Source organism: Haloplanus salinarum (assembly GCF_009762275.1).
GTDB classification, from domain to species: Archaea; Halobacteriota; Halobacteria; order Halobacteriales; family Haloferacaceae; genus Haloplanus; species Haloplanus salinarum.
In genome coordinates this window covers 2,548,863-2,570,592 of the sequence record NZ_CP034345.1, presented here as the reverse complement: position 1 = coordinate 2,570,592, position 21,730 = coordinate 2,548,863, and the positions used below count along the sequence as shown (strand labels likewise).

The 21,730-nt window shown below is 64.5% G+C and carries 34 protein-coding genes; 19 read left to right on the top strand and 15 right to left on the bottom strand.

The annotated features are described in order from the left end of the window. Positions 1-58 precede the first annotated feature (58 nt). The 5 genes from EI982_RS14595 to EI982_RS14575 are packed head-to-tail and all read right to left on the bottom strand — an operon-like array spanning position 59 to position 2,538. On the bottom strand, positions 59-727 hold the full coding sequence (locus EI982_RS14595; protein ID WP_157690387.1) for a hypothetical protein: 669 nt from the start codon (positions 725-727) through the stop codon (positions 59-61). Next, complete coding sequence (locus EI982_RS14590) at positions 724-1,374, bottom strand: hypothetical protein (RefSeq protein WP_157690386.1); 651 nt, start codon at positions 1,372-1,374, stop codon at positions 724-726. The genes EI982_RS14595 and EI982_RS14590 overlap by 4 nt, the downstream gene beginning before the upstream one ends. A 1-nt stretch (position 1,375) precedes the next feature. Then, positions 1,376-1,735, bottom strand: a complete 360-nt coding sequence (locus tag EI982_RS14585; RefSeq protein ID WP_157690385.1) for a hypothetical protein — start codon at positions 1,733-1,735, stop codon at positions 1,376-1,378. Then, entirely contained in the window at positions 1,736-2,179 is a 444-nt protein-coding gene (locus EI982_RS14580) for a hypothetical protein (RefSeq protein WP_157690384.1), read from the bottom strand. Between the two features lie 17 nt (positions 2,180-2,196). After that, a complete protein-coding gene (locus EI982_RS14575) occupies positions 2,197-2,538 on the bottom strand; it encodes a hypothetical protein (protein ID WP_157690383.1) in 342 nt (113 codons plus the stop codon). Between the two features lie 173 nt (positions 2,539-2,711). On the opposite strand from EI982_RS14575, the gene EI982_RS14570 reads away from it, so the two are divergent. The 4 genes from EI982_RS14570 to EI982_RS14555 all read left to right on the top strand — a co-directional run bounded on the left by EI982_RS14570 (position 2,712) and on the right by EI982_RS14555 (position 4,568). Then, complete coding sequence (locus EI982_RS14570) at positions 2,712-2,924, top strand: AbrB/MazE/SpoVT family DNA-binding domain-containing protein (RefSeq protein WP_157690382.1); 213 nt, start codon at positions 2,712-2,714, stop codon at positions 2,922-2,924. A gap of 2 nt (positions 2,925-2,926) precedes the next feature. After that, complete coding sequence (locus tag EI982_RS14565) at positions 2,927-3,397, top strand: hypothetical protein (protein WP_157690381.1); 471 nt, start codon at positions 2,927-2,929, stop codon at positions 3,395-3,397. Then, a complete protein-coding gene (locus tag EI982_RS14560; protein WP_157690380.1) occupies positions 3,397-4,230 on the top strand; it encodes a hypothetical protein in 834 nt (277 codons plus the stop codon). The genes EI982_RS14565 and EI982_RS14560 overlap by 1 nt, the downstream gene beginning before the upstream one ends. Before the next feature lie 197 nt (positions 4,231-4,427). Further along, positions 4,428-4,568 (top strand): hypothetical protein, encoded by a 141-nt coding sequence (locus tag EI982_RS14555; RefSeq protein ID WP_157690379.1) that lies wholly within the window; start codon positions 4,428-4,430, stop codon positions 4,566-4,568. Positions 4,569-4,602: 34 nt separating this feature from the next. On the opposite strand, the gene EI982_RS14550 is transcribed toward EI982_RS14555, so the two are convergent. Next, positions 4,603-5,208 (bottom strand): site-specific integrase, encoded by a 606-nt coding sequence (locus EI982_RS14550; RefSeq protein ID WP_157690378.1) that lies wholly within the window; start codon positions 5,206-5,208, stop codon positions 4,603-4,605. Between the two features lie 276 nt (positions 5,209-5,484). Between EI982_RS14550 and EI982_RS14545 the strand changes: the two genes are divergently transcribed. Then, positions 5,485-5,769, top strand: a complete 285-nt coding sequence (locus tag EI982_RS14545; RefSeq protein ID WP_199243650.1) for a hypothetical protein — start codon at positions 5,485-5,487, stop codon at positions 5,767-5,769. A gap of 105 nt (positions 5,770-5,874) precedes the next feature. Here the strand turns inward: EI982_RS14545 and EI982_RS14540 are convergent, their stop codons facing one another. Further along, entirely contained in the window at positions 5,875-6,123 is a 249-nt protein-coding gene (locus EI982_RS14540; RefSeq protein ID WP_157690377.1) for a winged helix-turn-helix domain-containing protein, read from the bottom strand. A gap of 264 nt (positions 6,124-6,387) precedes the next feature. Between EI982_RS14540 and EI982_RS14535 the strand changes: the two genes are divergently transcribed. From EI982_RS14535 to EI982_RS14500, 8 genes are all read left to right on the top strand, one after another. Continuing rightward, the gene (locus tag EI982_RS14535) at positions 6,388-6,741 is read left to right on the top strand and encodes a hypothetical protein (protein ID WP_157690376.1); all 354 of its coding nucleotides are present in this window, start codon (positions 6,388-6,390) and stop codon (positions 6,739-6,741) included. Continuing rightward, on the top strand, positions 6,738-8,225 hold the full coding sequence (locus tag EI982_RS14530; RefSeq protein WP_157690375.1) for a hypothetical protein: 1,488 nt from the start codon (positions 6,738-6,740) through the stop codon (positions 8,223-8,225). The genes EI982_RS14535 and EI982_RS14530 overlap by 4 nt, the downstream gene beginning before the upstream one ends. Then, positions 8,222-8,806 carry a J domain-containing protein gene (locus EI982_RS14525; RefSeq protein WP_157690374.1) on the top strand — a complete coding sequence of 195 codons (585 nt, stop codon included), beginning with the start codon at positions 8,222-8,224 and terminating at the stop codon, positions 8,804-8,806. Before EI982_RS14530 ends, EI982_RS14525 begins: the two co-directional genes overlap by 4 nt. Continuing rightward, the gene (locus EI982_RS14520; RefSeq protein WP_157690373.1) at positions 8,799-9,143 is read left to right on the top strand and encodes a transcription initiation factor IIB family protein; all 345 of its coding nucleotides are present in this window, start codon (positions 8,799-8,801) and stop codon (positions 9,141-9,143) included. The genes EI982_RS14525 and EI982_RS14520 overlap by 8 nt, the downstream gene beginning before the upstream one ends. After that, the gene (locus EI982_RS14515; RefSeq protein WP_157690372.1) at positions 9,137-9,325 is read left to right on the top strand and encodes a hypothetical protein; all 189 of its coding nucleotides are present in this window, start codon (positions 9,137-9,139) and stop codon (positions 9,323-9,325) included. The genes EI982_RS14520 and EI982_RS14515 overlap by 7 nt, the downstream gene beginning before the upstream one ends. Beyond that, positions 9,322-10,362, top strand: a complete 1,041-nt coding sequence (locus EI982_RS14510; RefSeq protein WP_157690371.1) for a tyrosine-type recombinase/integrase — start codon at positions 9,322-9,324, stop codon at positions 10,360-10,362. The genes EI982_RS14515 and EI982_RS14510 overlap by 4 nt, the downstream gene beginning before the upstream one ends. A 332-nt stretch (positions 10,363-10,694) precedes the next feature. Next, the gene (locus tag EI982_RS14505; protein WP_157690370.1) at positions 10,695-11,006 is read left to right on the top strand and encodes a hypothetical protein; all 312 of its coding nucleotides are present in this window, start codon (positions 10,695-10,697) and stop codon (positions 11,004-11,006) included. Positions 11,007-11,516: 510 nt separating this feature from the next. Next, positions 11,517-12,095, top strand: coding sequence for a tyrosine-type recombinase/integrase (locus EI982_RS14500; protein ID WP_233255240.1), 579 nt, complete (start codon positions 11,517-11,519; stop codon positions 12,093-12,095). On the opposite strand, the gene EI982_RS14495 is transcribed toward EI982_RS14500, so the two are convergent. After that, positions 12,096-12,440, bottom strand: coding sequence for a DUF5615 family PIN-like protein (locus EI982_RS14495; protein ID WP_157690368.1), 345 nt, complete (start codon positions 12,438-12,440; stop codon positions 12,096-12,098). A gap of 4 nt (positions 12,441-12,444) precedes the next feature. Then, entirely contained in the window at positions 12,445-12,735 is a 291-nt protein-coding gene (locus tag EI982_RS14490; protein WP_157690367.1) for a DUF433 domain-containing protein, read from the bottom strand. 103 nt (positions 12,736-12,838) lie between these two features. On the opposite strand from EI982_RS14490, the gene EI982_RS14485 reads away from it, so the two are divergent. Then, the gene (locus tag EI982_RS14485) at positions 12,839-13,477 is read left to right on the top strand and encodes an IS6 family transposase (RefSeq protein ID WP_157690366.1); all 639 of its coding nucleotides are present in this window, start codon (positions 12,839-12,841) and stop codon (positions 13,475-13,477) included. Positions 13,478-14,066: 589 nt separating this feature from the next. On the opposite strand, the gene EI982_RS14480 is transcribed toward EI982_RS14485, so the two are convergent. Then, complete coding sequence (locus EI982_RS14480; RefSeq protein ID WP_157690365.1) at positions 14,067-14,306, bottom strand: hypothetical protein; 240 nt, start codon at positions 14,304-14,306, stop codon at positions 14,067-14,069. 90 nt (positions 14,307-14,396) lie between these two features. Here EI982_RS14480 and EI982_RS14475 point away from each other — a divergent pair, with 90 nt between their 5' ends. Further along, a complete protein-coding gene (locus tag EI982_RS14475) occupies positions 14,397-14,546 on the top strand; it encodes a hypothetical protein (RefSeq protein ID WP_157690364.1) in 150 nt (49 codons plus the stop codon). Positions 14,547-14,552: 6 nt separating this feature from the next. On the opposite strand, the gene EI982_RS14470 is transcribed toward EI982_RS14475, so the two are convergent. Further along, on the bottom strand, positions 14,553-15,368 hold the full coding sequence (locus EI982_RS14470; protein WP_157690363.1) for a hypothetical protein: 816 nt from the start codon (positions 15,366-15,368) through the stop codon (positions 14,553-14,555). A gap of 63 nt (positions 15,369-15,431) precedes the next feature. Continuing rightward, the gene (locus tag EI982_RS14465) at positions 15,432-16,757 is read right to left on the bottom strand and encodes an MFS transporter (RefSeq protein ID WP_157690362.1); all 1,326 of its coding nucleotides are present in this window, start codon (positions 16,755-16,757) and stop codon (positions 15,432-15,434) included. Between the two features lie 77 nt (positions 16,758-16,834). Here EI982_RS14465 and EI982_RS14460 point away from each other — a divergent pair, with 77 nt between their 5' ends. The 3 genes from EI982_RS14460 (at position 16,835) to EI982_RS14450 (ending at position 18,866) form a co-directional block, all read left to right on the top strand. Then, positions 16,835-17,593, top strand: coding sequence for a hypothetical protein (locus tag EI982_RS14460; RefSeq protein WP_157690361.1), 759 nt, complete (start codon positions 16,835-16,837; stop codon positions 17,591-17,593). An 82-nt stretch (positions 17,594-17,675) separates the two neighbouring features. Further along, the gene (locus tag EI982_RS14455; protein ID WP_157690360.1) at positions 17,676-18,008 is read left to right on the top strand and encodes a hypothetical protein; all 333 of its coding nucleotides are present in this window, start codon (positions 17,676-17,678) and stop codon (positions 18,006-18,008) included. A gap of 24 nt (positions 18,009-18,032) precedes the next feature. Beyond that, a complete protein-coding gene (locus tag EI982_RS14450; protein WP_157690359.1) occupies positions 18,033-18,866 on the top strand; it encodes a DUF7537 family lipoprotein in 834 nt (277 codons plus the stop codon). 402 nt (positions 18,867-19,268) lie between these two features. Here EI982_RS14450 and EI982_RS14445 read toward each other — a convergent pair whose 3' ends face one another. Together EI982_RS14445 and EI982_RS14440 are read right to left on the bottom strand one after the other, a co-directional pair. Beyond that, positions 19,269-20,591, bottom strand: a complete 1,323-nt coding sequence (locus tag EI982_RS14445; protein ID WP_157690358.1) for a ribonuclease catalytic domain-containing protein — start codon at positions 20,589-20,591, stop codon at positions 19,269-19,271. 60 nt (positions 20,592-20,651) lie between these two features. Beyond that, entirely contained in the window at positions 20,652-20,963 is a 312-nt protein-coding gene (locus EI982_RS14440) for a DUF7562 family protein (protein WP_157690357.1), read from the bottom strand. 113 nt (positions 20,964-21,076) lie between these two features. On the opposite strand from EI982_RS14440, the gene EI982_RS14435 reads away from it, so the two are divergent. Beyond that, positions 21,077-21,478: a DUF302 domain-containing protein gene (locus EI982_RS14435; RefSeq protein WP_157690356.1), complete on the top strand. Its 402-nt coding sequence runs from the start codon at positions 21,077-21,079 to the stop codon at positions 21,476-21,478. Between the two features lie 26 nt (positions 21,479-21,504). Here EI982_RS14435 and EI982_RS14430 read toward each other — a convergent pair whose 3' ends face one another. Continuing rightward, a complete protein-coding gene (locus tag EI982_RS14430; RefSeq protein ID WP_157690355.1) occupies positions 21,505-21,699 on the bottom strand; it encodes a YgaP family membrane protein in 195 nt (64 codons plus the stop codon). Positions 21,700-21,730: the final 31 nt, after the last annotated feature.

Below are 21,730 nucleotides of genomic sequence, written 5' to 3'. Positions count from 1 at the left end.
GCGAGGACTTTGTTTCGACTGTACCCGTCTCGTCGGTGAAGTTCGTATTCTGCCATGATTACCCCATGTATCGGTAGGCTGCGAACAGGACGAACAGCACGCCGACCCCGAGCCACATCAGCTGCTGTTGGGACATCCCGCCGAGCCCGAGCAGGCTGGAAGACGGATCGTTCTCGGCTTCGAGGTTCAGGAGGCGCTCGACGAGGTCCGTCTCGATCCCCGGATAGGCACGGTCGGCGAGGTTGATCGGATCGGCCTCTCCTTCGGGGTGGACGGCCACCCACGCGCCGGTGCGTTCGTCCACGACCATCGCGTCCTTCTCGAAGTAGTACGGCTGGTCGCCGTCGGTGACTTTCGGCGTGCCAGCTCCCTCTTGGACGGGTTTGACCCACTGTGGCCGCGAGAAGTTTGCACCGACACGGTACCACTTCACCCAGCCGCGCTTGGCCGCTTTCCGCTGTTTCTGGAGGTGGCGCCCGGCACGAATCCAGTCCATCGGCGAGACCGAGATCTCCGGCGGGTCGAACTCGATCGGTGCGACATCTCCTGGTTCGTCCGGCGTCTCGTCGGGGAGTTCCTCGTCCAGTTCGTCCTCGACGGTCGGTCGATCTCGCCACCACGACACCACGTACGCGCCGATCGCGACGCCGAGTCCAAGGGGCACCACCACGATCGCGACCAGCACGCTCACCGGGATCTGGGCGAGTGCAGATAGCCCACCGATCATCGGTTCCCCCCACGCTCGAAGATCGAGCCACCGAGATCGGCCTCGGAGTTGTCGTCGACGAGATGTTTCTTTACCCGGCCGAAGAAGTTGTCCTGCGTACGGGCGTTCCGACTTTTCGAGCCCTCGTGATAGACGGCCATGAGCCGCCAGAACACCGGCTTGAACCGCTCGATCCCGACCTTCTGGGAGAGCGCGGCGGCCTGGGCGTCCGAGAGCGCGACGCCCGGTTCGGCGAGACGCGACCAGAGCTTCTCGCCACGCTCGCGGAGTGCCGGCCCGCGACCACCCTTCTCGTCGACAGTCTCGTCGTCGAGATCCTCGAACGAATCGAACTTGATGATTCGTCCCTCTTCGTCCTCGTACTGGTAGCCCTCGTCGGCCAGTTTGATCTTCGTCTCGTAGACCGCGCGGTCGAAGAGGCGGCTGTCAAAGGCCACGGCCGCGACCATCCCCTTGCGGAAGGATCGCATCTGCATCGCGAGATCCTGCGGGGAGTAGTTCCCAGTGCCGAGGTTCAGATCCCGGAGTAGCTCTTCGTAGCCGCTTGAGTTGACGAACTCCGCAGCGACATCGAGTTCGTCGCGTGGCTGGTTCGGCTGTCCACTATTCGATCCGCCTGTCGTGCCGTTCTGGCGTGGTTTCTGCACGTTAGTACACCTCCTCGGAGATGAGTTGCTGCGAGAGCAGCATCGTCCCCAACAGCATCAGCAGGCCGCCGATCCCGAGCGACGCAAGCACTGTCGCGCCGAAGGCCTCGCCGACGTCCGTCGTCCGATAGCGGACCGTCGAGGTCGTGTTATCGACGACCGTGGAGTTGTTGATCGTCTGGTATGCGAACTGTTTGGACACGCCCGACCGGTACTCCAGTCCGGTGAGCGTGATCGCGGCGCCGACGGCGATGATGAGGACTGCGCCGATGACGCCGATCCCGCGGTATTCGAAAAATTCGCCGATGAGCCAGGCGGCGAAGCCGATCGCCACCAAGAGCCCGGTGGTTGCCAGGAGCATTCACATCATCGTCTCGACGCGTCTGGCGATCCCGACGAAGATGAACAGCCCGACGCCGACCGGGATGAACCCAGCGACGAGCGCTGTCAGTTCGCCTGTCGCCTGGTAGTCGTACGTTACGCGGACTTCCTCGCCGTCGTCGATGAGTGTCGAGTTCTGAACGTCGAACTGGATTTCACCTGGTTGGTCGTACAGCGTGTACTCGGTCGTCATCTCCCAGCTCCCGCTGGAGTCGTTGTACGCCTCGACGGTGACTGATGCTGGATCGATATCGTAGCCACGCAGATCCACGCGTTCGTCGGTCTGCGCGGTGACGGTTTCGTCGGTCACCGACACCGTGCCAGTGTTGGCATTTACCGCAGTCACGACCGGCGTCAGCATGATGACGCCGATGGCTGCGAAGACCCCGAGCGTCATCACCATCCTGGCTGTTTTGCTCGGCATCGGTTATCCAACTCCAGTCACGACCGCCGCATGATCGGACCGACCGTCGCAACGAAGATCAGCACGCCCAGCATCACCGGGATGAAACCGACGATGGTCGCCGTAATCCCCGACATATTGGACTGCTGGATCACGTCGTTGACGATCGGGATCGCGACGCCGACGCCGACGATCACCGCGACCGCCACGCCCACGACCACGCTCACGAGGTTCCCCGCCTGCGCGCGGTTGGCCCGTCGGAGCGAGCGGCGATCCTCAGCCTCGAAGGCCGACTCGGCCAGCTGGTAGCCGAGCCGGACACGCGAGACGAACCGCGCTTTGAGATCGGAATAGGCTGCGACGGCGAGCACGATCACCATGGCGAACACAGCGCGGAGACGTGCGCCCCCGGCTGCGAGTGTGGAGTTCAGTGTGTTCACCTCCTACGAGGCCTGTTGAACCCCGTTCAAAAAGCGCCTCTGAGCGGTGCATACGGATTCACATAGGTGTTACTGTGAGGGGTATTATCTAGTCCGCATCCCTCCGCTTCCATATGGGTTCAAACGGGGTCAACGGTCAATCGGTGTTCGACGTCTTCGGCAACGGCTACCGGCGGACGGTGATCGACACGAACGGCAAGGGGACTGTCGGCGTGTCGATCCCGCAGGAACTCGCGGAGTCGATGGCCATCGAAATCGGCGACGACGTCGTCGTCTACGAGAGCGACAAGGATGGCGTCCTCGAGCTTCACTTCGGGAGTGAGTGAGGATGTCGCAAGCCAGCGACACCGAGACTTACTTCGAGGGCTATTCTGACTACCAGTCCGTCTCGAAGGACATCGGTCAGGCCGTCCGCGACGCGATCGACGCGTACGCCTACATCGATGGTCGGCACTCCCAGGGTGCGCGTGTGCGGGCCACGAACGCCGCCAGCGCCTATCGTCGTATTCTCGGCGCTGCGATTCGGCTCCTCCCAGAACTCAAACGCGACGCCGAGACGAAAGACGAACTCGGCGAGATCTACACCGACTGGACTGGTGACGGCAACGACGACGATGGACATATCGACCAGCTCCAAGCGCTGTCCTTCCAGAGCCCGCCGCCCGACTGGCTGTTCGAGTTCGTCGTCCAGATTCGAGAGGCTGCGTGGGAACTCGGCTACCTCCAGGCCGGGCGCTCGCGGAAGGCCGAACAGGGCGACCCAGTCGAGAAGGAAGCGAACTCGATGTTCCGAGAATAATGGAGAAGATCGATCGCTGGATGGAACTGGTGTATGAGAATCGGGTTCAAGATGAGTACGACCAGATCACCCCAATCGTCGCCGATGAAGGGAAGGGCAAGTCCACGTTCATGCTCGAGTCCACGGGTCGCTGGCAGCACCTGAAAGGTGACGAGCCAAGTATCGACTCTGTGCTCGATCGTGTCGTCTGGGATGACCGCGCGGAATTCCGGACGGCACTGGCAGACTACCCGCGCCGGGCGGCGATCCCGGTCATGGACGCCGCCCACGTCCTCTTCAATCGCGAGCAAATGAACCCCGAGCAGATCGAAGCCGAGAAGGGACTTCTCGACGTGCGGACCCAGGAGTATTTCATCCTGCTTGGCTATCAGGACTGGGACGACATCCCACGCACACTCCGGAAGCGCCGCGCGAAGAACGTGTTGCGAATCCCGACTCGCGGGACGATCTACGGCTACTCGCGGGCGTCACTCGACGAGAAGTACAAGAACTGCGGTGAAGACGAGTGGCCAGAACCCGATCTGATCGACACCTTCCCCAATCTCGACGGGACCGACCTCTGGGCCGAGTTCAAACGGCGTGATCGCGAGCACAAGAAGGCGCGGCTGCGGGTCGACGACGACGATTCTGAGGAAGCAGAACTGACAGCGCGGGAACTGGCCGAAGAAATTCGCGCTGAAGGCGTCGGTCGAGTCGTCTCGATTCACGGCGGCAACAAGCAACCGTACATCGATGCCGGGCTGATCGAAGCCGATTACGGTGTTAGTATTCGTGAGGCGAAGAAGGTGAAGAGCCTGCTCGAACGCGAGGTCGATGTTGAACAATACGCATGAGCACAGACACACCACACACACCCAGTACAGAAAGACCCATATTTGCGCCCTGCGCGTCGTCCGCGCGGGCGGGCGCGCGACCCCCGGTCCGGCTCGATCCAGCCGTTTCGCTCGGGTTTCCGTGTCGATCTTCGTCTCGATCGCTGTGAGTCAGAGCACAGCGTCGCGTGCGGTCGGAGACTCTTGTGAGGTGAATCATGAAGGTCGTTAGACCCTACGTCGACGAGAACATGCAGCTGATCTTCGTCGAACTCAAGCACGAGCTACTCCACGATCTCGTCAACGGCGCGCTGCTGGCGCTGCTCGTGGTCGGTCCTCTGAGCCTCTTTCTTCCGTGAGTCGTGTGTCCGGTTCTGCGTGTGAAGTCGGACATCAGGCCAGTCCCGATTCCTCGAACGCTTCGTTGACCACCTGCGGCGTCGGCGCGTTCAGATACGGCTCGATGGCCGCGAACGAGTCCCAGCCACCGACCTGCATCACGACGCGTGGGTTGATCTGCTCGTCGACGAGGAGTCGCTGCGCAAACCGGCGCCGGAGATCGTGACTGGAGACGTATCGGAAGTCGTCGTCGCCGGTTTCCTCGGCCGCGCGCTCGGCCGTCCGCTTTACCACATCCCGGACGCCGCGCTCGGTCAGGTCCACGAACGGCGCACCTCTATCGATGTCTTCGGCGTTCTGGAAGCGGTGGAGATCGCCCTCGACGTCGGCCGGGAGGTAGGCGTCGCGGGGCTTCCCACCGTTCCCGGTCGTGTCTTTTCCCTCGGGGACGCGCAGGCGGTAGTGGTCGCCGTCGTCGGTCCGCTTGACGTGCTTCGGCATCACCTGCGGGATCTCGAACGCCCGGAGGCCGACCCGGCCGCCGAGGCGGATGATGATGTGGTCGCGCTGGCTCGCGGCGACGCGCTCCAGGTCCTCGAGCTCTGAGTCTGTGAGCCAGACCTTGTACTGATCCTCGGCGCCGGTCGCTTCGAGCCTCATGTAAGGTTGTTATGAGAACCATGCACTTAGAGGCGGCGGGTGCGCCGTGATCGAGGCGAATAGCGGGGCGATCCGTGGGTTTCGTTTCCGACTTGTGTGAGAAGTCGTCACTCTACAACACTCCGTTCACTTTCACCGACTGTTCGAGTTCTCGACACGCGTCAGACGTTTTGCTCACGTCGAACACCGTCGATAAATGACTGCTGGCGACTGTTTTCACTTTCACTCCATTGCAGAAAACCAGTTATGTCAATCGCTCCCTTCGACCAGTCCTGTATGTCGATTCGAACTGATGGTAGTGCGAAAGCTGATGCGCCGGACCCGGTCGTGATCGACCGCACCGACGACGTGGATCGGATGCGGTACGTCTGTCCGAACGGTCACACCACGTGGGACCGCACGAACAACCACATCTGGTGTCGGATGTGTCGCCGCGCCGCCGAGCACGGCGAGGACTTCGATCCCGAACACTACGAACTGCTGGATAAAGCGACCGACGAGACGATCCCGTGGTCGGCTGTCCGGCTCGCCGAGGACGAACCGCACCGCCACGTCAAGTAAAACCGCGACGACGCCCCCGCACCAGTTCCAATGATTCGAGACCGCCGCCGCGGTAGACAGTCGTATCGCTCGCTCCGAAAAAGAGGTGTCGGCCCGAGCAGCCCATCAGGCGCCGATTTCAAGATCGGATGCTTTGAGATCTCCAGAAAGGTACTTCCGCCCTTTCTCGGTTATCTCTGTGTACCCCTTCGGATCATCGTACCGCTTCACCAAGCCCGCTGCTTCGAGTTTGGGGAGTCTCCTATCGACAGTCGGCCGGGATACGTTTTCGATGTTAAATGCAATCGCAGTCGGCGGGATCGCTATTCCTGCATCACCCAGCAGTTCGAGGATAGCGTCGTCCGACTTGGTCATCCACGACACCACCGGCCGGCGCATGATATCGGGTTCTTGATTGGCTTTGACATAGTGTTAAGGAAGTCTGACAGATTGATAGTTGTTACTTCGTTTATGATAGCGTTCGGCATCAAAACTTATTGTCACTCGGTCATGATGGGCTATCAGCAGGAACCTATCGCGGACCCGTCGCTCGCCGATGGGTCCCCTTCGAAAATCAAGCGGACCCCGATGCTGGTGACATCGGGTCCGCGTGAGGTCCTGCGGAGGAGCGCAGAACCCATGTCAGACAACGAATCACGGGGCCAAGAATCCCCCGACCGACCGACGCAGCGACTCTGTACCGACGGCGGCGAGGAACGGCTGACGAACAGCGATCTCAACGACCTGGTTGCCGGCCTGACCGGCGAGGCGTCGTTCGAGATCCACACCGAGCACACGTCCATGGACGTCGATGGATTCGACATCGACGTCGAGATGGATCTGGCGATCGGCGACAACCAGATCTGGCTGGTTGCGGACTCGGACGCTCCCCGAGGCGAGTATGCGATGATCCTCGATGCCGAGGACGCCGCGTATCTCGCGGACGTGCTGGCTCGCGCGGCCGCCGAAGCTCGGGAGCGTGATGACCGATGACCGACGTCGACGACGACCAGATCACCGCCTGTCCGGCGTGTGACGCCGCGACGATCAAGCCCCGGAATCCCGGGAAGCCCTCGTCGCCGCCCGCACATACGACCAACTGGTACTGTGAGTCCTGTGGCGCGCAGTTCGACGAGCCCGTCGAACGCGAGCGGTACACCGCGGGCGGTGGCCGCAGCGGCCTCGCCGGGAAGCTCGCCCGCGCCGATCCGGACGACCTCGTCACCGACGGTGGCGAGGAGCTCGTCTACGTCGCCGCGAAGCCGGCTGGTGGGGCGGGGATCCTGCATACTGAGGAGTCCTGTCCACGCCTGGGACGCGCTCGAAAGGTCGTCGAGAAACCGCGTTCTGTCTATCCCGACGACCGAAAGATCTGTGACTGGTGTCAGAGCGGGCCGACTCAGGGTGGTGGCGATAACAGCGGAGCGTGGCAGGAGTTGGCCGCAGCCGATCCGGACGATCTCGTCACCGACGGCGGCGAGGAGATCGTCTACGTCCGCTCGCAGGCCACCGGCTCCGGGATCGACGTCTATCACACCGAACGCGCGTGCAACACGCTCCAGCAGGCGACCCAGATCATCGAGCGCAAGCGCCGGCACGTCCCGGCCGAGGCGACCGAGTGCAAGCACTGCCGGGGCGCTATCGGCGGCGCCGAGAACCACGAACCCGACTGGGAGCCCCAGCGCATCCTCCGGGAGGCCGAGCCAGGTGATATCGTCACCGACGGCGGCCAGGCCTGGCGCCCGGTCGCCGGCGACTACGTCCCCGAGCGTGAGGCGTGGCTCGTGCTGTACGCCCGCTACGCGGAGTCGGGCTGGGAGTACGCCCAGCGGGTCGAGGAGCCCGACGGGACGATGCTGCGCTCCGAGCGCGGCGCCGTCGCCGAGGGCGAGCCCGATCTGCGAACCGACGGCGGGTGTGCCGTCGCCGACGTGCTCGCGGAGTGCGACGCGCGTGATCGGGTCGAACCGCTCGAATACGTCCTTCGTGGCGACCGCGACCGCGAGACGTTGGCAGTCGAGGACTGGCTCCGTCCGGTCGAAGTTACCGACGGTGCTGTCTGTCTCGCCTTCGACACCGGCCAGCAGGCGATCCACATCGGCCACGATGGCGAGGCGTTCCGCTTCACGAGTGAGTTTTACCGCGAAGGGTACGGCGGTTCCCGGCCCATCGACGACGTCGCCGAGGTCCGGGCGCTGGTCTCGCGGTACGATCCCGAGCCTGTGCTTCGGGAGTCGACGCCGTTCGCGTGGGGTTCATCCCGGACGTGGGACGGCGAAGACTGCCCGCACGAGAACTGCGACGGCGACCTCCAGAACCAGGGTGATGCCAACGTGATGTGCCTGTCCTGCGGGGATGTCTGGGGCCATCACAAGAACGACGAGGAGCACTACCTCGTCTCTAAAGGATCGAACATCGTCGCCCGGAAGCCGCGGGTTGAGACCGATGTCGAGAATGGCGGAGGTGAGCGGCGGTGAGCCTCAACTGGCCCGACGAATTCGCCCGGACGTCTGCCGAGGATCGTGAAGAATACCCCGGAGGCTTCCAGGTTACGCGGTCGACCGCTTTCGGAAACGTCCTCGACGAACTCTCTCGGTGGGACGGCGTCACTGATGTCCAGCTGGATTCGGGCGCCGAACACCAGAAGCAGAACCCGAACAAGCCCTACGCCCGCGCGTCGTTCGACGATCCTAGTGTCGTGGTCAGGTTCACGAAGGACGGTGAACAGATGGCCGCCGCTTGCGACCGCTGGGACAACCCACGCGATAACGCACAGGATCTCTATCACTACCTCCACGAGACGCGGATGCAGGAGCAGCGTGGTACCGTCACAGCCGAGAGTGAATACGAGAAACTCCGGCTGCCAAGCGGCGAGGAGGACGCCGTCGCCGCGGATCCGCCGCCGCACGAAGTTCTTGATGTCTCGCCGGACGCGCCCGAGGCCGTGATCGAGGGCGCATATCGTGCAAAGGTCCAGGAAACTCACCCGGACAAGGGCGGCTCCCAAGAGGCGTTCGAACGCGTCCAGCGGGCCCGGGAGGCGATGCTGGATGAGTAGCGGTCTCTCGCTCGCCAGCGATCAAATCGACGATGTCGTCGACGGGCTGGGCCTGAGCGAGGAGTGTATCGCGAAGGCGACCGGCTACGCGGAGCGGGCGGATTTCGAGCATCCGATCAACCGGTCGCCGTCGGCGGTCGCTGCCGGCGCGGTCTATCTGGCGTCGCGGATGGTCAACGAGAAACGGACCCAGGCGGTTCTGTCCGACTCGGCGGGCGTCTCCCGGGTCGCGATCCGCAACGCCTACCAAGAGATCGCCGAGCACGAGGGCATCCCATCCCGGACTCGGCCCGGCCGTGAGACGACGCGGTCTCGAAGGGGGTCTCGGTCATGGTGAGCGACGAGCCCCTCGTCGAGATCGAGAACGGCGTCGTGTGGTACTTCGAGGGCGAGGACCGGGATATGAAGGGCAAGTTCGAGGGCCCGATTACGGTCTATCCCGACTGGGTTCGGACCGGTGGCCTGGCCGTCCCGACCTGGATCCCCCGAGAACGCGTCGAGCAGGTTCACGAGCGATGAGAGAGAACGTCGGCGGCGCGCGCGAGGATCTGAGGCCGATGGTTCCGCGGGACGCGCTTGAGGAGTGGTTGGACGTCGTCCGACAGAACACCGAGGGATCGACTCCCGACACCTACGAGCGCCAAGTCGGGCGGTTCATCGACTGGTGCGAGGAGCGCGGGCTCCTCAACATCAACGAAGTGACCGGCCGACACATCAAGGCGTTCCGTGACGACCTGGTCAGCGATCTCAGTAAGACGACGCTGACGAACACACTCCGGACCACGCGGCAGTTCCTCCAGTTCGGAGTGGCCTTGGAAGCCGTCGAGCCGGTCCTCCCGGAGGCGATGAGCCAAATCATCCCCGCGCTTACGAAGGGCGAGGAATCCAGCGACCTGCTGCTCGGTCAGGAGCGCGCCCACGCGATCATCGAGTATCTCGACGAGTATCGGAAGGCCAGCCGCGAGCACGCACTCTTCTTGCTCCTGTGGGATACTGGGTGTCGGATCAGCGGACTTCGGGCGCTTGATGTCGGGGACTTCGACGCCGAGGACGGGACGGTGACATTCCGATCCCGCCCGGACTCGGGGACACGACTCAAGAACGGCGCCGCGAGCGAGCGGATCAACGTCCTCGACGAGGCGACGGTGGAGATCGTCGACGCGTACGTGCGGCTGCATCGCTTGGACCGGACCGACGACTACGGGCGTGAGCCGCTGCTGACGACGAAGTTCGGACGGCACGCGACGACGACCGTGCGACGGCTGACCTACGAACTGACCCAGCCGTGTCTCCGCGGCGGGTGTCCTCACGATGAGGATCCGGACACCTGCCAGTTCCGCGAGCACGGTCACGAGAGCAAGTGTCCGTCGAGTCTGAGCCCGCATCCGATCCGGACCGGCCGGATCACTGATCTGCGGAACCAGGGTGTGCGGATCACACACGTCGCGGGCCGGGTCGACGCGATCCCGGAGACGATCCGGCGGTACTACGACAAGCCTGACCTCGGGCAGGACCTCGACCGGCGGCGCCGTGCGATGGAGGATTTAGGACTATGAGCAAACACGAGACCGACAGCGAGAGCGACGAACGAAGGCGCATAGCAACTTCCGATCAGGAGACGTTTCCACGGCGGTCCCACTCGGTTTTACAGGCGAATCACCTCTATAACAACAGCTAATACTTGGTACTGCGTGAACAGCGTTGACTGGTAGCGCGGTACCCGTTCGTGTGAACGGGCGATTAGTTGCCCCCTCTATTCCAGAGTGATTTCACGGTGGTCACTGCCAAATCGGTGACGGGGGTCTTCCCTCGTACCCGTTCCCGAGAATCACATAGATTCGCCTTTCACAGGCTAATACCTAACTTGTCGGCGGATATGCCTCAAATAATGGAAATTGAACTCGAAATCACCCTCTTCAGGGGAGAACACACGATGGAGTTCTCAGATGTCGTGGATGAGGGTGAGCCCACGGTACTCGTTGGTGAGGGCGATTCGGACTGGAAAATGGAGATTACTCCAGAAGAGGTGACTCAGGCCGCGGATATCGAGGCCGGTGACAAGTGCCCTGTCTGTGGCGATTTGACTGATGAGATCGTACCCGCGAAGAGAATTGGAGAGACGATTGATGTGGATCGTGTCTGCGTCGCGGATTCCGAAATTGAGGGCAGTGACTGCATTGTATACTTCCATCAGAAATAGCGAGAGATCCATGACGATAGCAATCGATGAGTGTGACCGAGAACACAATCGAAGTCAGACATCAGGATTAGATATTTACCTCCGGTTGTTGCCACATTAGGCAGAATGGACTTTGAGGATGCGGAACTGGAAATGGGGCCTAATCAAGTCAACCACAAGCGGTACTTCATTTGTACGTACGAGTTACCAGAGGACAGTAACAGAATCTACCACGAAGATCCGACCTGCTCGTTAATTCACAGCGGAAGCGATGTACCCTTTGAAGCACTTGCGACCGTGTTTGTCCCCGAGGCAGCGAATAGGAGTGGTCTCACTTTCTGCAGTCGGTGTGCTCAGGTAACGCAAGAAGAAACCGAGGAGTAACTCAGTCTCAACGACCGGCCGTTTGTTTTGACCGAGAAGCACGGAAAGTCAGACACGATCGCCCTCGACGCCGGCCCGATCACGGTCGAAAGTACTAGATGCTCACGGTTCTTTGACTGATTTGTGAGGTGATCGGACGCGATGAAGATGGGGGATCACGACGACCACGACGGTAGGAAGGTATGGCTACGCCCCGAGGAGGTCGACGCCCTGCTCGACGAGGTGGACGGAACGACACAGACGGTGGCGCTCGGGCTACTCGCTCGATGCGGACTCCGCGTCGCCGAGGCGGCCGACGTGACGCCCGCCGACGTCGTCGACACGCCCGTCGGCCCGTTCGTCCGCGTGCAGGACGGGAAGGGATCGAAGTACCGAGAGACGCCCGTGCCGACCGATCTCGCGGCGTCCATGCGGGCGCTCGCCGACGTGCGCGACGAGGCTGCCGACACGCCGCTCGTGGACCGCTCGCCGCGGACGATCCGGCGGTGGGTCACCACAGCCGGCGAACGGCTCTACGCCGACACAGGCGACGACGGATGGACCTTCCTCGGTCCCCACGATCTCCGGCGCACTTGGGGTACCCTGCTCGTCGAGCGCGAAGTCGAGCCCGGGCTCGTGATGGAGTGGGGCGGCTGGGAGGACTGGGACACGTTTCGCGAGCACTACCTCGGCGCGTACAGTCTCGACGCGCAACAGCGCGGTATCGAGAAAGTCGACTGGCTCTAACTACAGCCACTCCGTCCCGACATATTCGAGACCGTCGACCTCCTCTTGCGCGTACACCTGCGACACTCGGTGAATCACGTCCGCCACCTGCTTGGCCGACAGGGTCGCGTCGGCGAAGTAGAACGCCGCTCGGTAGTCGTCATCACCGAGTTCGAGGGCGAAATCGTCGTCGTAGGTGACGATGATCCGGTCGGACTCTTGGGAGTACCGAGCGATTGGTCGGTCGTCAGTCCCCTTTCCAAGTTCGGTCGCGAAGTCGATGTGTTCGACGTCGTGGCCGTAGTTTTCGAGACGGTGGAGTACCTCGTGCTCGACGTTCTCGTCGAGAATCAACCGATACGCCATCCGGTTACTCCTCGGGCGGTGTCAGCGTCGACCGGCGCTTGGCTTCTTCCACGGCCCGCTCGTGGCGCTCCTCGACTTCTTTCATCTCCTCGGGGTTGTTGTGGAAGTAGGCCAGCGCCTCGTACACGTCCGCGACGTCGAGGCCGTGACGGTCCGCAACCGTCTCCGGGCGAAGCCCTCGCTCCTCGACGCGTTCATGGACGTACCGGACGGTGATCCGACTCCCCTCGATGTGGGGCTCTCCGTGGACCGTCGACTCCTCGCTCGACACGATCCGGTATGTCTGCGTCGCCATTCTGCTCCCACCTACGACGTCGATACTGAAATAGATTCGCCGGTCATCCGAGGTCGTGTCAAGTTAAGCGTGAAGAGTGAGGCGTGCTGATTTCTGAGTGTCTATGCCCGAAATCACACGCCTCAGCGACGGTAGCGACTGGATCGAATTAGATTTTGTGGAGCGTCAGCGGACACCCGAGTTCGCGATGCGGCTCGGTATTCAGATGCACGTGGCTGGACTATCACTTTCGAATACCATCTCGATTCTTGAAAGGTTGGGTGTCGAACGCTCTCGAACGGCCGTCCACAACTGGGTGCAGAAGGCCGATCTACAGCCCGAAGGCGGTGCGAGCCCGAATCACGTTACGCTTGACGAAACCGTGATTCGAATCAACGATCAGCAATACTGGCTGTACGCCGCCATCGATCCTGAAACAAACACATTCCTTCACATACGGCTTTTTAGCACGTATACGACTGGTTTAACCGAAATCTTCCTGAGCGAATTACGCGAGAAACACGACGTCGAAATCGCCGTGTTTCTCGTCGACGATGCTCAATGGCTCCAAACTGCCCTCGATCGACACGGCCTCGATTGCAGATACGAACACCATGGCAATCGGAATGCCGTCGAACGTCTCTTTCGTGAGATAAAACGACGAACCTCTTCGTTTTCAAATACGTTCAGCCACGTGGAGCCGACGACAGCAGAATCGTGGCTCCAAGCCCTCGCCGTCTGGTGGAATCGATGCCAAAGTTAACGCGACCAGGACGACCGCGTCACCCGAAATAAATAATCCAAGTGTGAGTACGATGCCAGCCATTAGGGCCCATATCCCCTTCGGAATCGACTCATATGATTTATTATAGTATTCTTCAATTTCTTCAAGTGCCTCTTCATTTTTAGATATAATATTCGAATATTCCGAGATAACGAAATCACGGCGGTCCCACTCTCCTTCCGACGCGACCGATTCCGAACCATCATCGACTATCTCGGCGGCATCGACTGCGTCGTCGAGTACCTCGACGGCCGGGAAGCCTTCTTCACCTCGACGTTCTGTGTGTACGAGATCATCGCCGGCAAACTCGGATCGGGATCGACCGACGTGCAGAGCGTCCGCCGGGACTTCGGTGGCGTGCAGACCCTCGACCTCACCGAGGGAGTCGCGCTCGAAGCGGCGCGGCTGCAGAATCGGACGATGAGCGACGGCGAGAACCGATCGTCGGGAGAGACGAGTCCCGTCGGTATCGACCGGTACGGGGAGTCGCGTTTCGTGCGACCACTTCTCGGCGTCTCGATCGACCTCGGATACGGCGTGAGACGGGCGGGCGCGAAGCACCGCCCACCTACGCTCCACCCACGCGACGCGCTAGGGACCGGAGGAGCGCCGCCACACCCAGAAACAGCACGCCCACGAGTCGCACGCGCCGCGTCGCGTTCGGGCGGGGATCGAAGTCGACGGCGAGGAGGCGGTCGTACCCCCAGCGGGCCGTCGCCAGGAGTCGGCCGGCGAGGAGCAGGTGGGTGAGGCCGGCGAGCAGTCCGAGGGCCGAGAGCAACCGGAGGCGGGTGCGAAGCGAGACCATCGACCGTACGTGGGTCGGGAGGCGTATCACGGTTCGGGGTGGTGGCCCCGCGGTGGACACGCTTTTGCGCGGCGCGGCCCGAGAGTCGGTATGCTCGGCCTGCGGTACGTCGCCTGCGAGGCGTGTGACACCGTCAGCGCGACACCGACGGTGCCACACGCCTGTCCGCGGTGCGGGGCGGCGGACCCCACGGACATCACGGATCGGCTTTTGCGGCCCGCGTACTTCGTCGACGACTGAGCGTGGTTACGGCCGGGCCGTCTCCTCGTCGGCGACGACGACGGCCCAGTGGTCGTCGACGGGGGCGTCGAACATGTGCTCGGGGACGAGGGGGGCGGGGACTGGGCGGAAGCCGCCGTCACGCATCGCCCCGATGCCGGGGTAGCGCTGGACGGGACGCCCGGCGAAGTCGACGACGCGGATCTGTTTGTCGCGGTCCCGCGCGTAGGCGTAGGGAAAGCGCTCGCGGGCGGGACAGTCGAGGGCGCCGACGCCGTCGAGACGGACCAGCACGTCGTCGTCGGCGAGCAGTTCGAGCCACGGACCGCCGGCGTCGGTCGTCGGCTCGTCGGGGAGCGCGGGGCGGTCGGCGTCGACCCGGATCCCGCTCATCGCCCGGGCGGTGGTCGACTCCCGCCACCGGAGGTCGGTCCCGGTGGGCACGGCGGCGTATCCGCCCTCGGCGAGGGGAACCCGATCCGGGCCGGTGTGGAACGTTCGGCCGCAGTCGTCGACGGTTCGGACGCCGGCAGGGGCGGCGAGGAGCGCCTCGACGCGCTCGGCCGTCCCGCGGTCGGGGACGACGAACAGCGCCGCCCGCCCGTGTCGACGGTCGTTCCAGAGACGCGACAGCACGAGCGTCGGCGAGGGGTCCCGGATGGGCTCGACTGCCACCGGCCGCCCGTCGGTCGCGAGGTCGGCGACCGGGCCGGCGGAGTCCGGGGTCCCGTCGGTGCCCGGCCGTGCGATGGCGGGTGGCTTCCCGCTGTCCGCCGGACGGGTGACTGACAGGGCGGCCCGTCGACAGCGATCGATCCCGGCCGTCACCAACTGGTCGGTCATCGCCCGCGGTACGGGAGGGAGGGGCAAGTGTCTGTCCCACGGCGGGGGGCGTCGGCGTCGGGGTCAGTCCGGCAGTGGCTCCGTTCCGGGCTCGTCTCGCGGGTGGGCTCGCCGCGCGGTGACGGCGAAGACGGCCGTCGCGACGGCGAGAAAGCCCGCGGCGAGGACGAACCCGGCTTCGGTGGAGACGAAGTCCATGGTCGACCCGATCAGGACGGGACCGACGACCTGGCCGGTCTTCCAGGAGAGCGAGCGGAGGGACATGGCGCTGGCGACGGAGTCGAACCGGTCGCCCTCGTCGACGAACAGCGACATGCTCGCGGGCAGGCGGACGGAGTCCCCGAGGCCGAGCACGGAGAAGGCGGCAAAGAGCGTGAAGAAGGCACCGCCGAGGCGCTGTGTGTCCCCGAGAAGCGAGACGGCGACGGGGTCGATCCGCCCCTCGAAGTGGGCCGCGAGCGGGATGATCGCGGTCCCGAGCGCGTACAGGAAGGCACCGACGACGACGAAGTGGTGTTCGCGGCCGACGCGGTCGGTGAGGTTTCCCACCACCCCCTGTGTGAGCGCCTTGGTGAGCTTGCCGCCGGCCATGATCCAGCCGATGGCAAAGGCCGAGAGGCCAAAGCCCGTGCGGGCGTAGATGGGCAGGAAGACGATGACCGCCATCTTGCCGAAGCTGAACACGAAGCGGAACCCGACGAGCGCGCGCAACATCGGGAGCCCGAGCAGGGATCGAAAGGTGCCGATCCCGGTCGACTCGTCGGGGTCCTTTCGCCCGCCCGGATCGTCGCGGAGGAAGAGCGCGACGAGGAGGAAGGCGCCGAGCGTGATGAGCGAGAGGACGGCGTACGTCGCGGTGAAGCCGTAGGCATAGAGGAGGTAGCCGCCGAGCAGGTCGCCGGCCAGCGACGAGAGGGAGGCGAACTGGTTGTACGAACCGAGCCACCGCCCCTGCTGGGCGTCGGGGCTGATGTCGCCGACGACGGTCGTCCCGGTGATCCAGAGGATGCTGGCGCCCAACCCCTGTAGCGTGCGCACGAGGACGACGTGAACGGCGGAGTCGACCAGTGCGAACCCGACGAAGACGCCGACGTTGATCAGAAAGCCCGCCAGCAGATACCGCTTCGCGTTGCCGGTGTCGACCGCCCGCCCGAGGGGGAGCACGACGAGCAACTGGACGAGGGCGAAGGCCGTGCCGAACAGCCCCTCGACGAACCCGGAGGTGCCGAAGAGGTCGGCGTAGAGGGCGAGCGCGATCAGGATCGTCGAGTACGCCTGGCTCCGGGCGAAGGCCGTGCCGGCCAGGGCGGCGAACTCGCGGTCCCGGAGGAGACCGATCGAATCGAAGTACGTCACTCGCGTCGGTGGATCCCCGAACGCGCCGTTCATTAACGTCCCGAAAGGCGTGGCGCGTCGCCGGGACCGGCCACGCAAGACTCATGGCGCGACGCGGTGAAGCCTCATCGATGGACCGCCGCCGAGTCGCCCTCCTGTTGCTCGTCGTCGGGATGCTCTGTCTCCCGGCACCGCAGTACCTCGGCTGGGCAGCGGAGGCCACGTCCCCGCCCGAACGGACCGCACAGGTGTACGCCGCCGAACCGATCGACCTCGCGAACGAGTCCGACCGGACGCGGTTCGTCGACCGGTACGGCCACGAGGTCGCGGTCGCCGACTATCAGCTCACGACGCGGTACGGCGACGAGTACCGCGCGCCCGACGCCACGCGCCGCACGCTGGAGACGGCGATGGCGAACGGGTCGGCCACGGCGCCGGACGAGCGCGTCCGTGCGGATCTGCGAGCCATCGACGACGAGTACGCCTTCGTCCGCGACAGCGACGCCGGGACGGAGGGGTACTACCGCCTGACCGTCGAGGGGGACGGCTCGACGGTCGCGGCCGATCCCGTCCCGCTTTCCGTCGTCGCCGACGCCACGGCCGAGCGGGCGCCCCGCTACGAGACGCTCTCGGCCGCCGAGCGACGCACCGTCGACGCCGTGCTGAACGAGGGCGAGTACCGGCCGCGGGTGAACGACCCCTACGTCGACCGGCTTCCGACCGCGATCCGGAAGGATGGGACCCTCTATAGCATCCACGTCGTCGGCCACGTCGACGACTTCGGCCCCGGATTCGCCGGGTTCGTCGTCGGCCTCGGCGTCGCGGCACTGGGTGTCGTCCTGCTACTGGCCGGGGGCGGCCTGTACGCCTACGACCGCTGGCTCGGATAGCGCGGAGGGGACGTCTCCGCGCCGTCGACGCGGGAACGGGCGGCATCGTGGCGTTTATCGCCGGGGGGACGGAGGGAAGACCGTGTCCGCGCTCGTGATCGGTCTCGGGGTACTCGTCGCACCCATCGTCGCGTGGCTCGTCTACCGGGATGCCGCGCGTCACGGACGGTCGCGGGCGACGGATCCGTGGGCGGCCCTCGCCGTCGGCACCGTCAGCCTCGGTGGGTTTCTCGCCCCCGCACTCGCCGAGGGGGCGCTCGCGCGGGTGTACCTCGTCCGAGTGAAGTCGGCGCCGGTGGTCACGTCGCCGGCCGAACTGCTGATGCTCCGAATCGCCGTCGGACTGGGGGTCACGGCGGCCGCGCTCGTCGTCTACGGCGGGGTTCGGTGGGGCACTCGGCGCGACCGAGGGTGACCCATCGGGCGAACCGCAGGGATGATGAGCGTCACCCACGCGATGTGGGATATGGGTCACACGTCACTGCGGACGCTCGCGGTCGTGGCGTTCGTCCTCCTCGCGGGGTGTTCCGGCTTCGGGCCGGGCGGCGACGCGGCGTCGCCGACGACGTCGCCGGCGCCGACGCAGACGCCGGCGACCACCGAAACGCCCGGATCCACGACGTCAAGCGACGCGGAACCCGGCGAGCCGTCCTATCCCGAGGGGTGGTCCGCAGCGGGCGTCGAGAACGCGACGGTCGCCCTCGACACGCACTACCGGGCCGCCCTCACCGGGCCCTCGACGACGGTTCGGTACCGATCCCGACAGGTCGACACCGGGGACGGACCCGCCAACGAGACCACCCTCGATATGGCGTACGAGACGGAGACGGGACGGCTGTACGCGTCGATCCGGGGGAGGGACGACCACCGGGAGGTGTTCCTGCAGGACGGCACGTTCTCGCAGTGGAGCGTCCGGAACGAGACGCTCGTGGGGCAGTCGAACGCGGAGTTCTACCGGGTCGCCCAGTCGATCGATCGGCGGGTGCTGCTGTCGCAGCTCCTCCTCTACGAACTCGAACACGAGCGGACCGTCGAGCGCAACGGCACCACCGCGTTCGTCTACGACGTCACGGGCGTCCACGACAACACCGTCTCGAACACCTACGGCGCCGGGACGAACGGCTCCGGAACCGTCGTCGTCGCGGCGGACGGGCGAATCCTCGAACTCGAGACGACGGTGACCTACACGGGCGGAACCCTCCGGTATCGGTACGAACACACGTGTCTGGGCGAGACAGCCGTCGAGACGCCGGGGTGGGTCCGGGAGGGCTGAGCCGCCGATGCGGCCGACGATCCGTGCCGATCGGCGGCAGAATCGTACATTTATTATCAGGAAGGTGCATACACCGGTGGCTCCCGGCGCCCGTCGAGGGGCCGGGGCCCGCCCCGTGTCCCACACGCGGCGATCACGGCGTGAGTCTCGGGGCCTCGCCCCAGTCTCCCCCTCACGCCGTCGACGGGGTCGTCGGGGAGACGCGCCGCCGATCCACGCCGAGTGGCGACGCTGTGTGGCGTTCGGGGCGGGGCGACCCGCCCCACCATGGTACGAAAGGGGCCGTCGGGGTCGGGACGATGCGTGGTCGATCCGACTCGACGGCTGGCCGATGCGACGGCCGATCGGCATACAAAGGTACCGCCCCGATTTTCGGCGTCGAGAACTGGGGGCGTCGGCCGATCAGTCGTCCTCGGGGGGCAGTCCCTCCTCGTCCACCACGGTGCCGTCGTCGTCGACGGTGACGACACCGCGGTTGTTCACCGCGTAGGGATCGAGCCCGATCTCCTCCATGAACCCCTTGTAGAGGCGCTCGACGGTCTCGCCGTCCTTCTGTCGGTCGGAGGCGCGGTCACAGAGCGCGATCAGGTCCTCGGGGACGTCGTTCTCGTGGACGATCCAGTGGTTGATGAGATCGGAGAGCCGCCGGATGGGCGAGGTGAAGTGGCCGTAGATGTCGAAGTTGAGCGCGTGGTGGCCGCCGAAGGGGTCGTTCATGTACTTCGCGCGGGGCATCACCTTCAACACGGCGCGCTGGATCTTCGAGAGCATCCGATCGGGGGCGGTCTCCAGCGCGCCGTTGACGGCCTTGCGCGGGTCGTCCCACTTGTCGGTGGGGATGGAGACGCCGTCGAGTTCCTGGATCTCTCGGAGGGCGTCGTTCCACTGATCGGGCGTCGGTTGTGGGTGGACGCGATACATCGCCTCGACGCCGCGGTTCCACATCAACTCGTGGGTGACGGCCTTGTTCGCCTTCAGCATGCACTCCTCGATGATGGTGTGCGCGCGGTCCCGACGCGGGTTGAGGACGAGCGAGCCGTCCTCCTTGCGCTGTTCGTGCATCCGGTCGGCGAGTTCGAAGGCGAGGACGTTCTCCTCGTGGAGCGGCGCGTCGGGGTCCTCCAGTCGCGTCTCGCACTCGCCGTAGGTGAGGCGTTCGTCGCTCCGGATGACGGACTTGTAGATGTCTATCTCCTCGAAGGAGAGCGTCTCGGGATCGAGTTCCATCTCCACGGTGTGGGCGAGGCGGTCCTCGTCGGGGACGAGCGAACAGACCGTCTCCGCGAGCGTCGGCGGGAGCATGTGGACGGTGTAGGCGGGGAGGTAGACGGTGTTGCCCCGCTGGACCGCCTCCTCCCACATCGCCGAGTCGGGGTGGACGTAGTGGGTGACGTCGGCGATGTGTACCCACAGCCGGTAGGCGTCCTCCTCCTCCCGAACGCTGATCGCGTCGTCGAAGTCCTGAGCGTCGATGGGGTCGGTCGTCCACGCGGTCAGCTCCCGGAGGTCGCGCCGCTCGTCGAGTTCGGCCTCGATCTCCGCCTGGACGCCGTCGGTTCGCTCCTCGGCCTCGCGGAGCACCTCCCGCGGGAACGCGTCCCGGATCTCGAACTCCTCGAACAACTCCTCGCGTTTCTCCTGTAACTGCCTGGCCTCGGCCGGGCTGATCTCGACGGGACCCTGGCCCTCGGCCGTCCCGGCCTCGGCCTGCGCGTCGTTCGTCATGCCCCGAGGTACACGTGACGGGTAGTTAGACGTGTCGGGCGAGGGATCGGGGCCGTGCGGTCAGGATTCGGGACCCTCGGCCGAGCCGTATCGCTCCTCGACGGCACCGTAGTACCGCTCCAGAAAGTCGCTTCGCGAGAGCTCCTCGTCGTCCGCGATGTCGACGAGCAACGCCTCGAGTTCGTCCCGCGGCTGGTGACAGAGGTTCCGGTAGCACTCCTTACAGAGGTGTTCGAAGTCCTTGCCCCGTCGACTCCAGCGATCCCCCTCCTTGTCGTACTCGCGGGCGTCGGACCGACGGAGCGAGGATCCACACGCGATGCAGACGACCGTCTTCCCGTCCGCGCCGCCGTCCGATCCCGAGCGCCACATAGTCGAGGCCAGGCACCACGCCCACTTAGCGTTTGTTACACGTCCGACGCGTGGCGGACGTTCGAAGTGTTCGGACCACAACCGGTAAACCGCCCGAGACAGTATTGATTGTTATGTCCTATACTATGGATATCCAGCTGTCCGGAGACTTCGATCACGTCGTCGACAGGACGGAAGCCGCCCTCTCGGAAGAGGGGTTCGGCGTCCTCTGTGACATCGACGTCCGGGCGGCGTTCGCTGAAAAGCTGGACTTGGACGAGACGTTCCGGCAGTACCGGATCCTCGGGGCGTGCAACCCCGCTCTGGCACACGAAGCCCTCGGCGAGGAGACGAAACTGGGGGCGCTCCTCCCGTGTAACGTCGTCGTCTACGAGACCGACGACGGGACGGTCGGCGTCAGTGCGGTCGATCCGACGACCCTTCTCGGCGTCGTTGACGACGCCGACTTCGATCACCTCGCCGACGACGTGCGCGAGCGTTTCGAGCGGGTCCTCGCGTCCGTCGCCGACGAGTAGCGCCGACCCTCCTCACCACGTGGAATCTACGCGTTCGAACGCCAGCGCCGACACGCTCGTCGGGGGGGACAGATCCCCGTGAACGTGCTCTGAATCAGGTTCGCTCCCGCGAACGCGTCGATGAGGAAGAACCACTCGTTGACGAACCAGCCGAGCAGGAATCCGATGAGCACGACGACACCGGCGAACCTGCGGACGAACCGATCACATTGGTGTTCCATATTGGGAATAAAACACAATACTATAAAAATT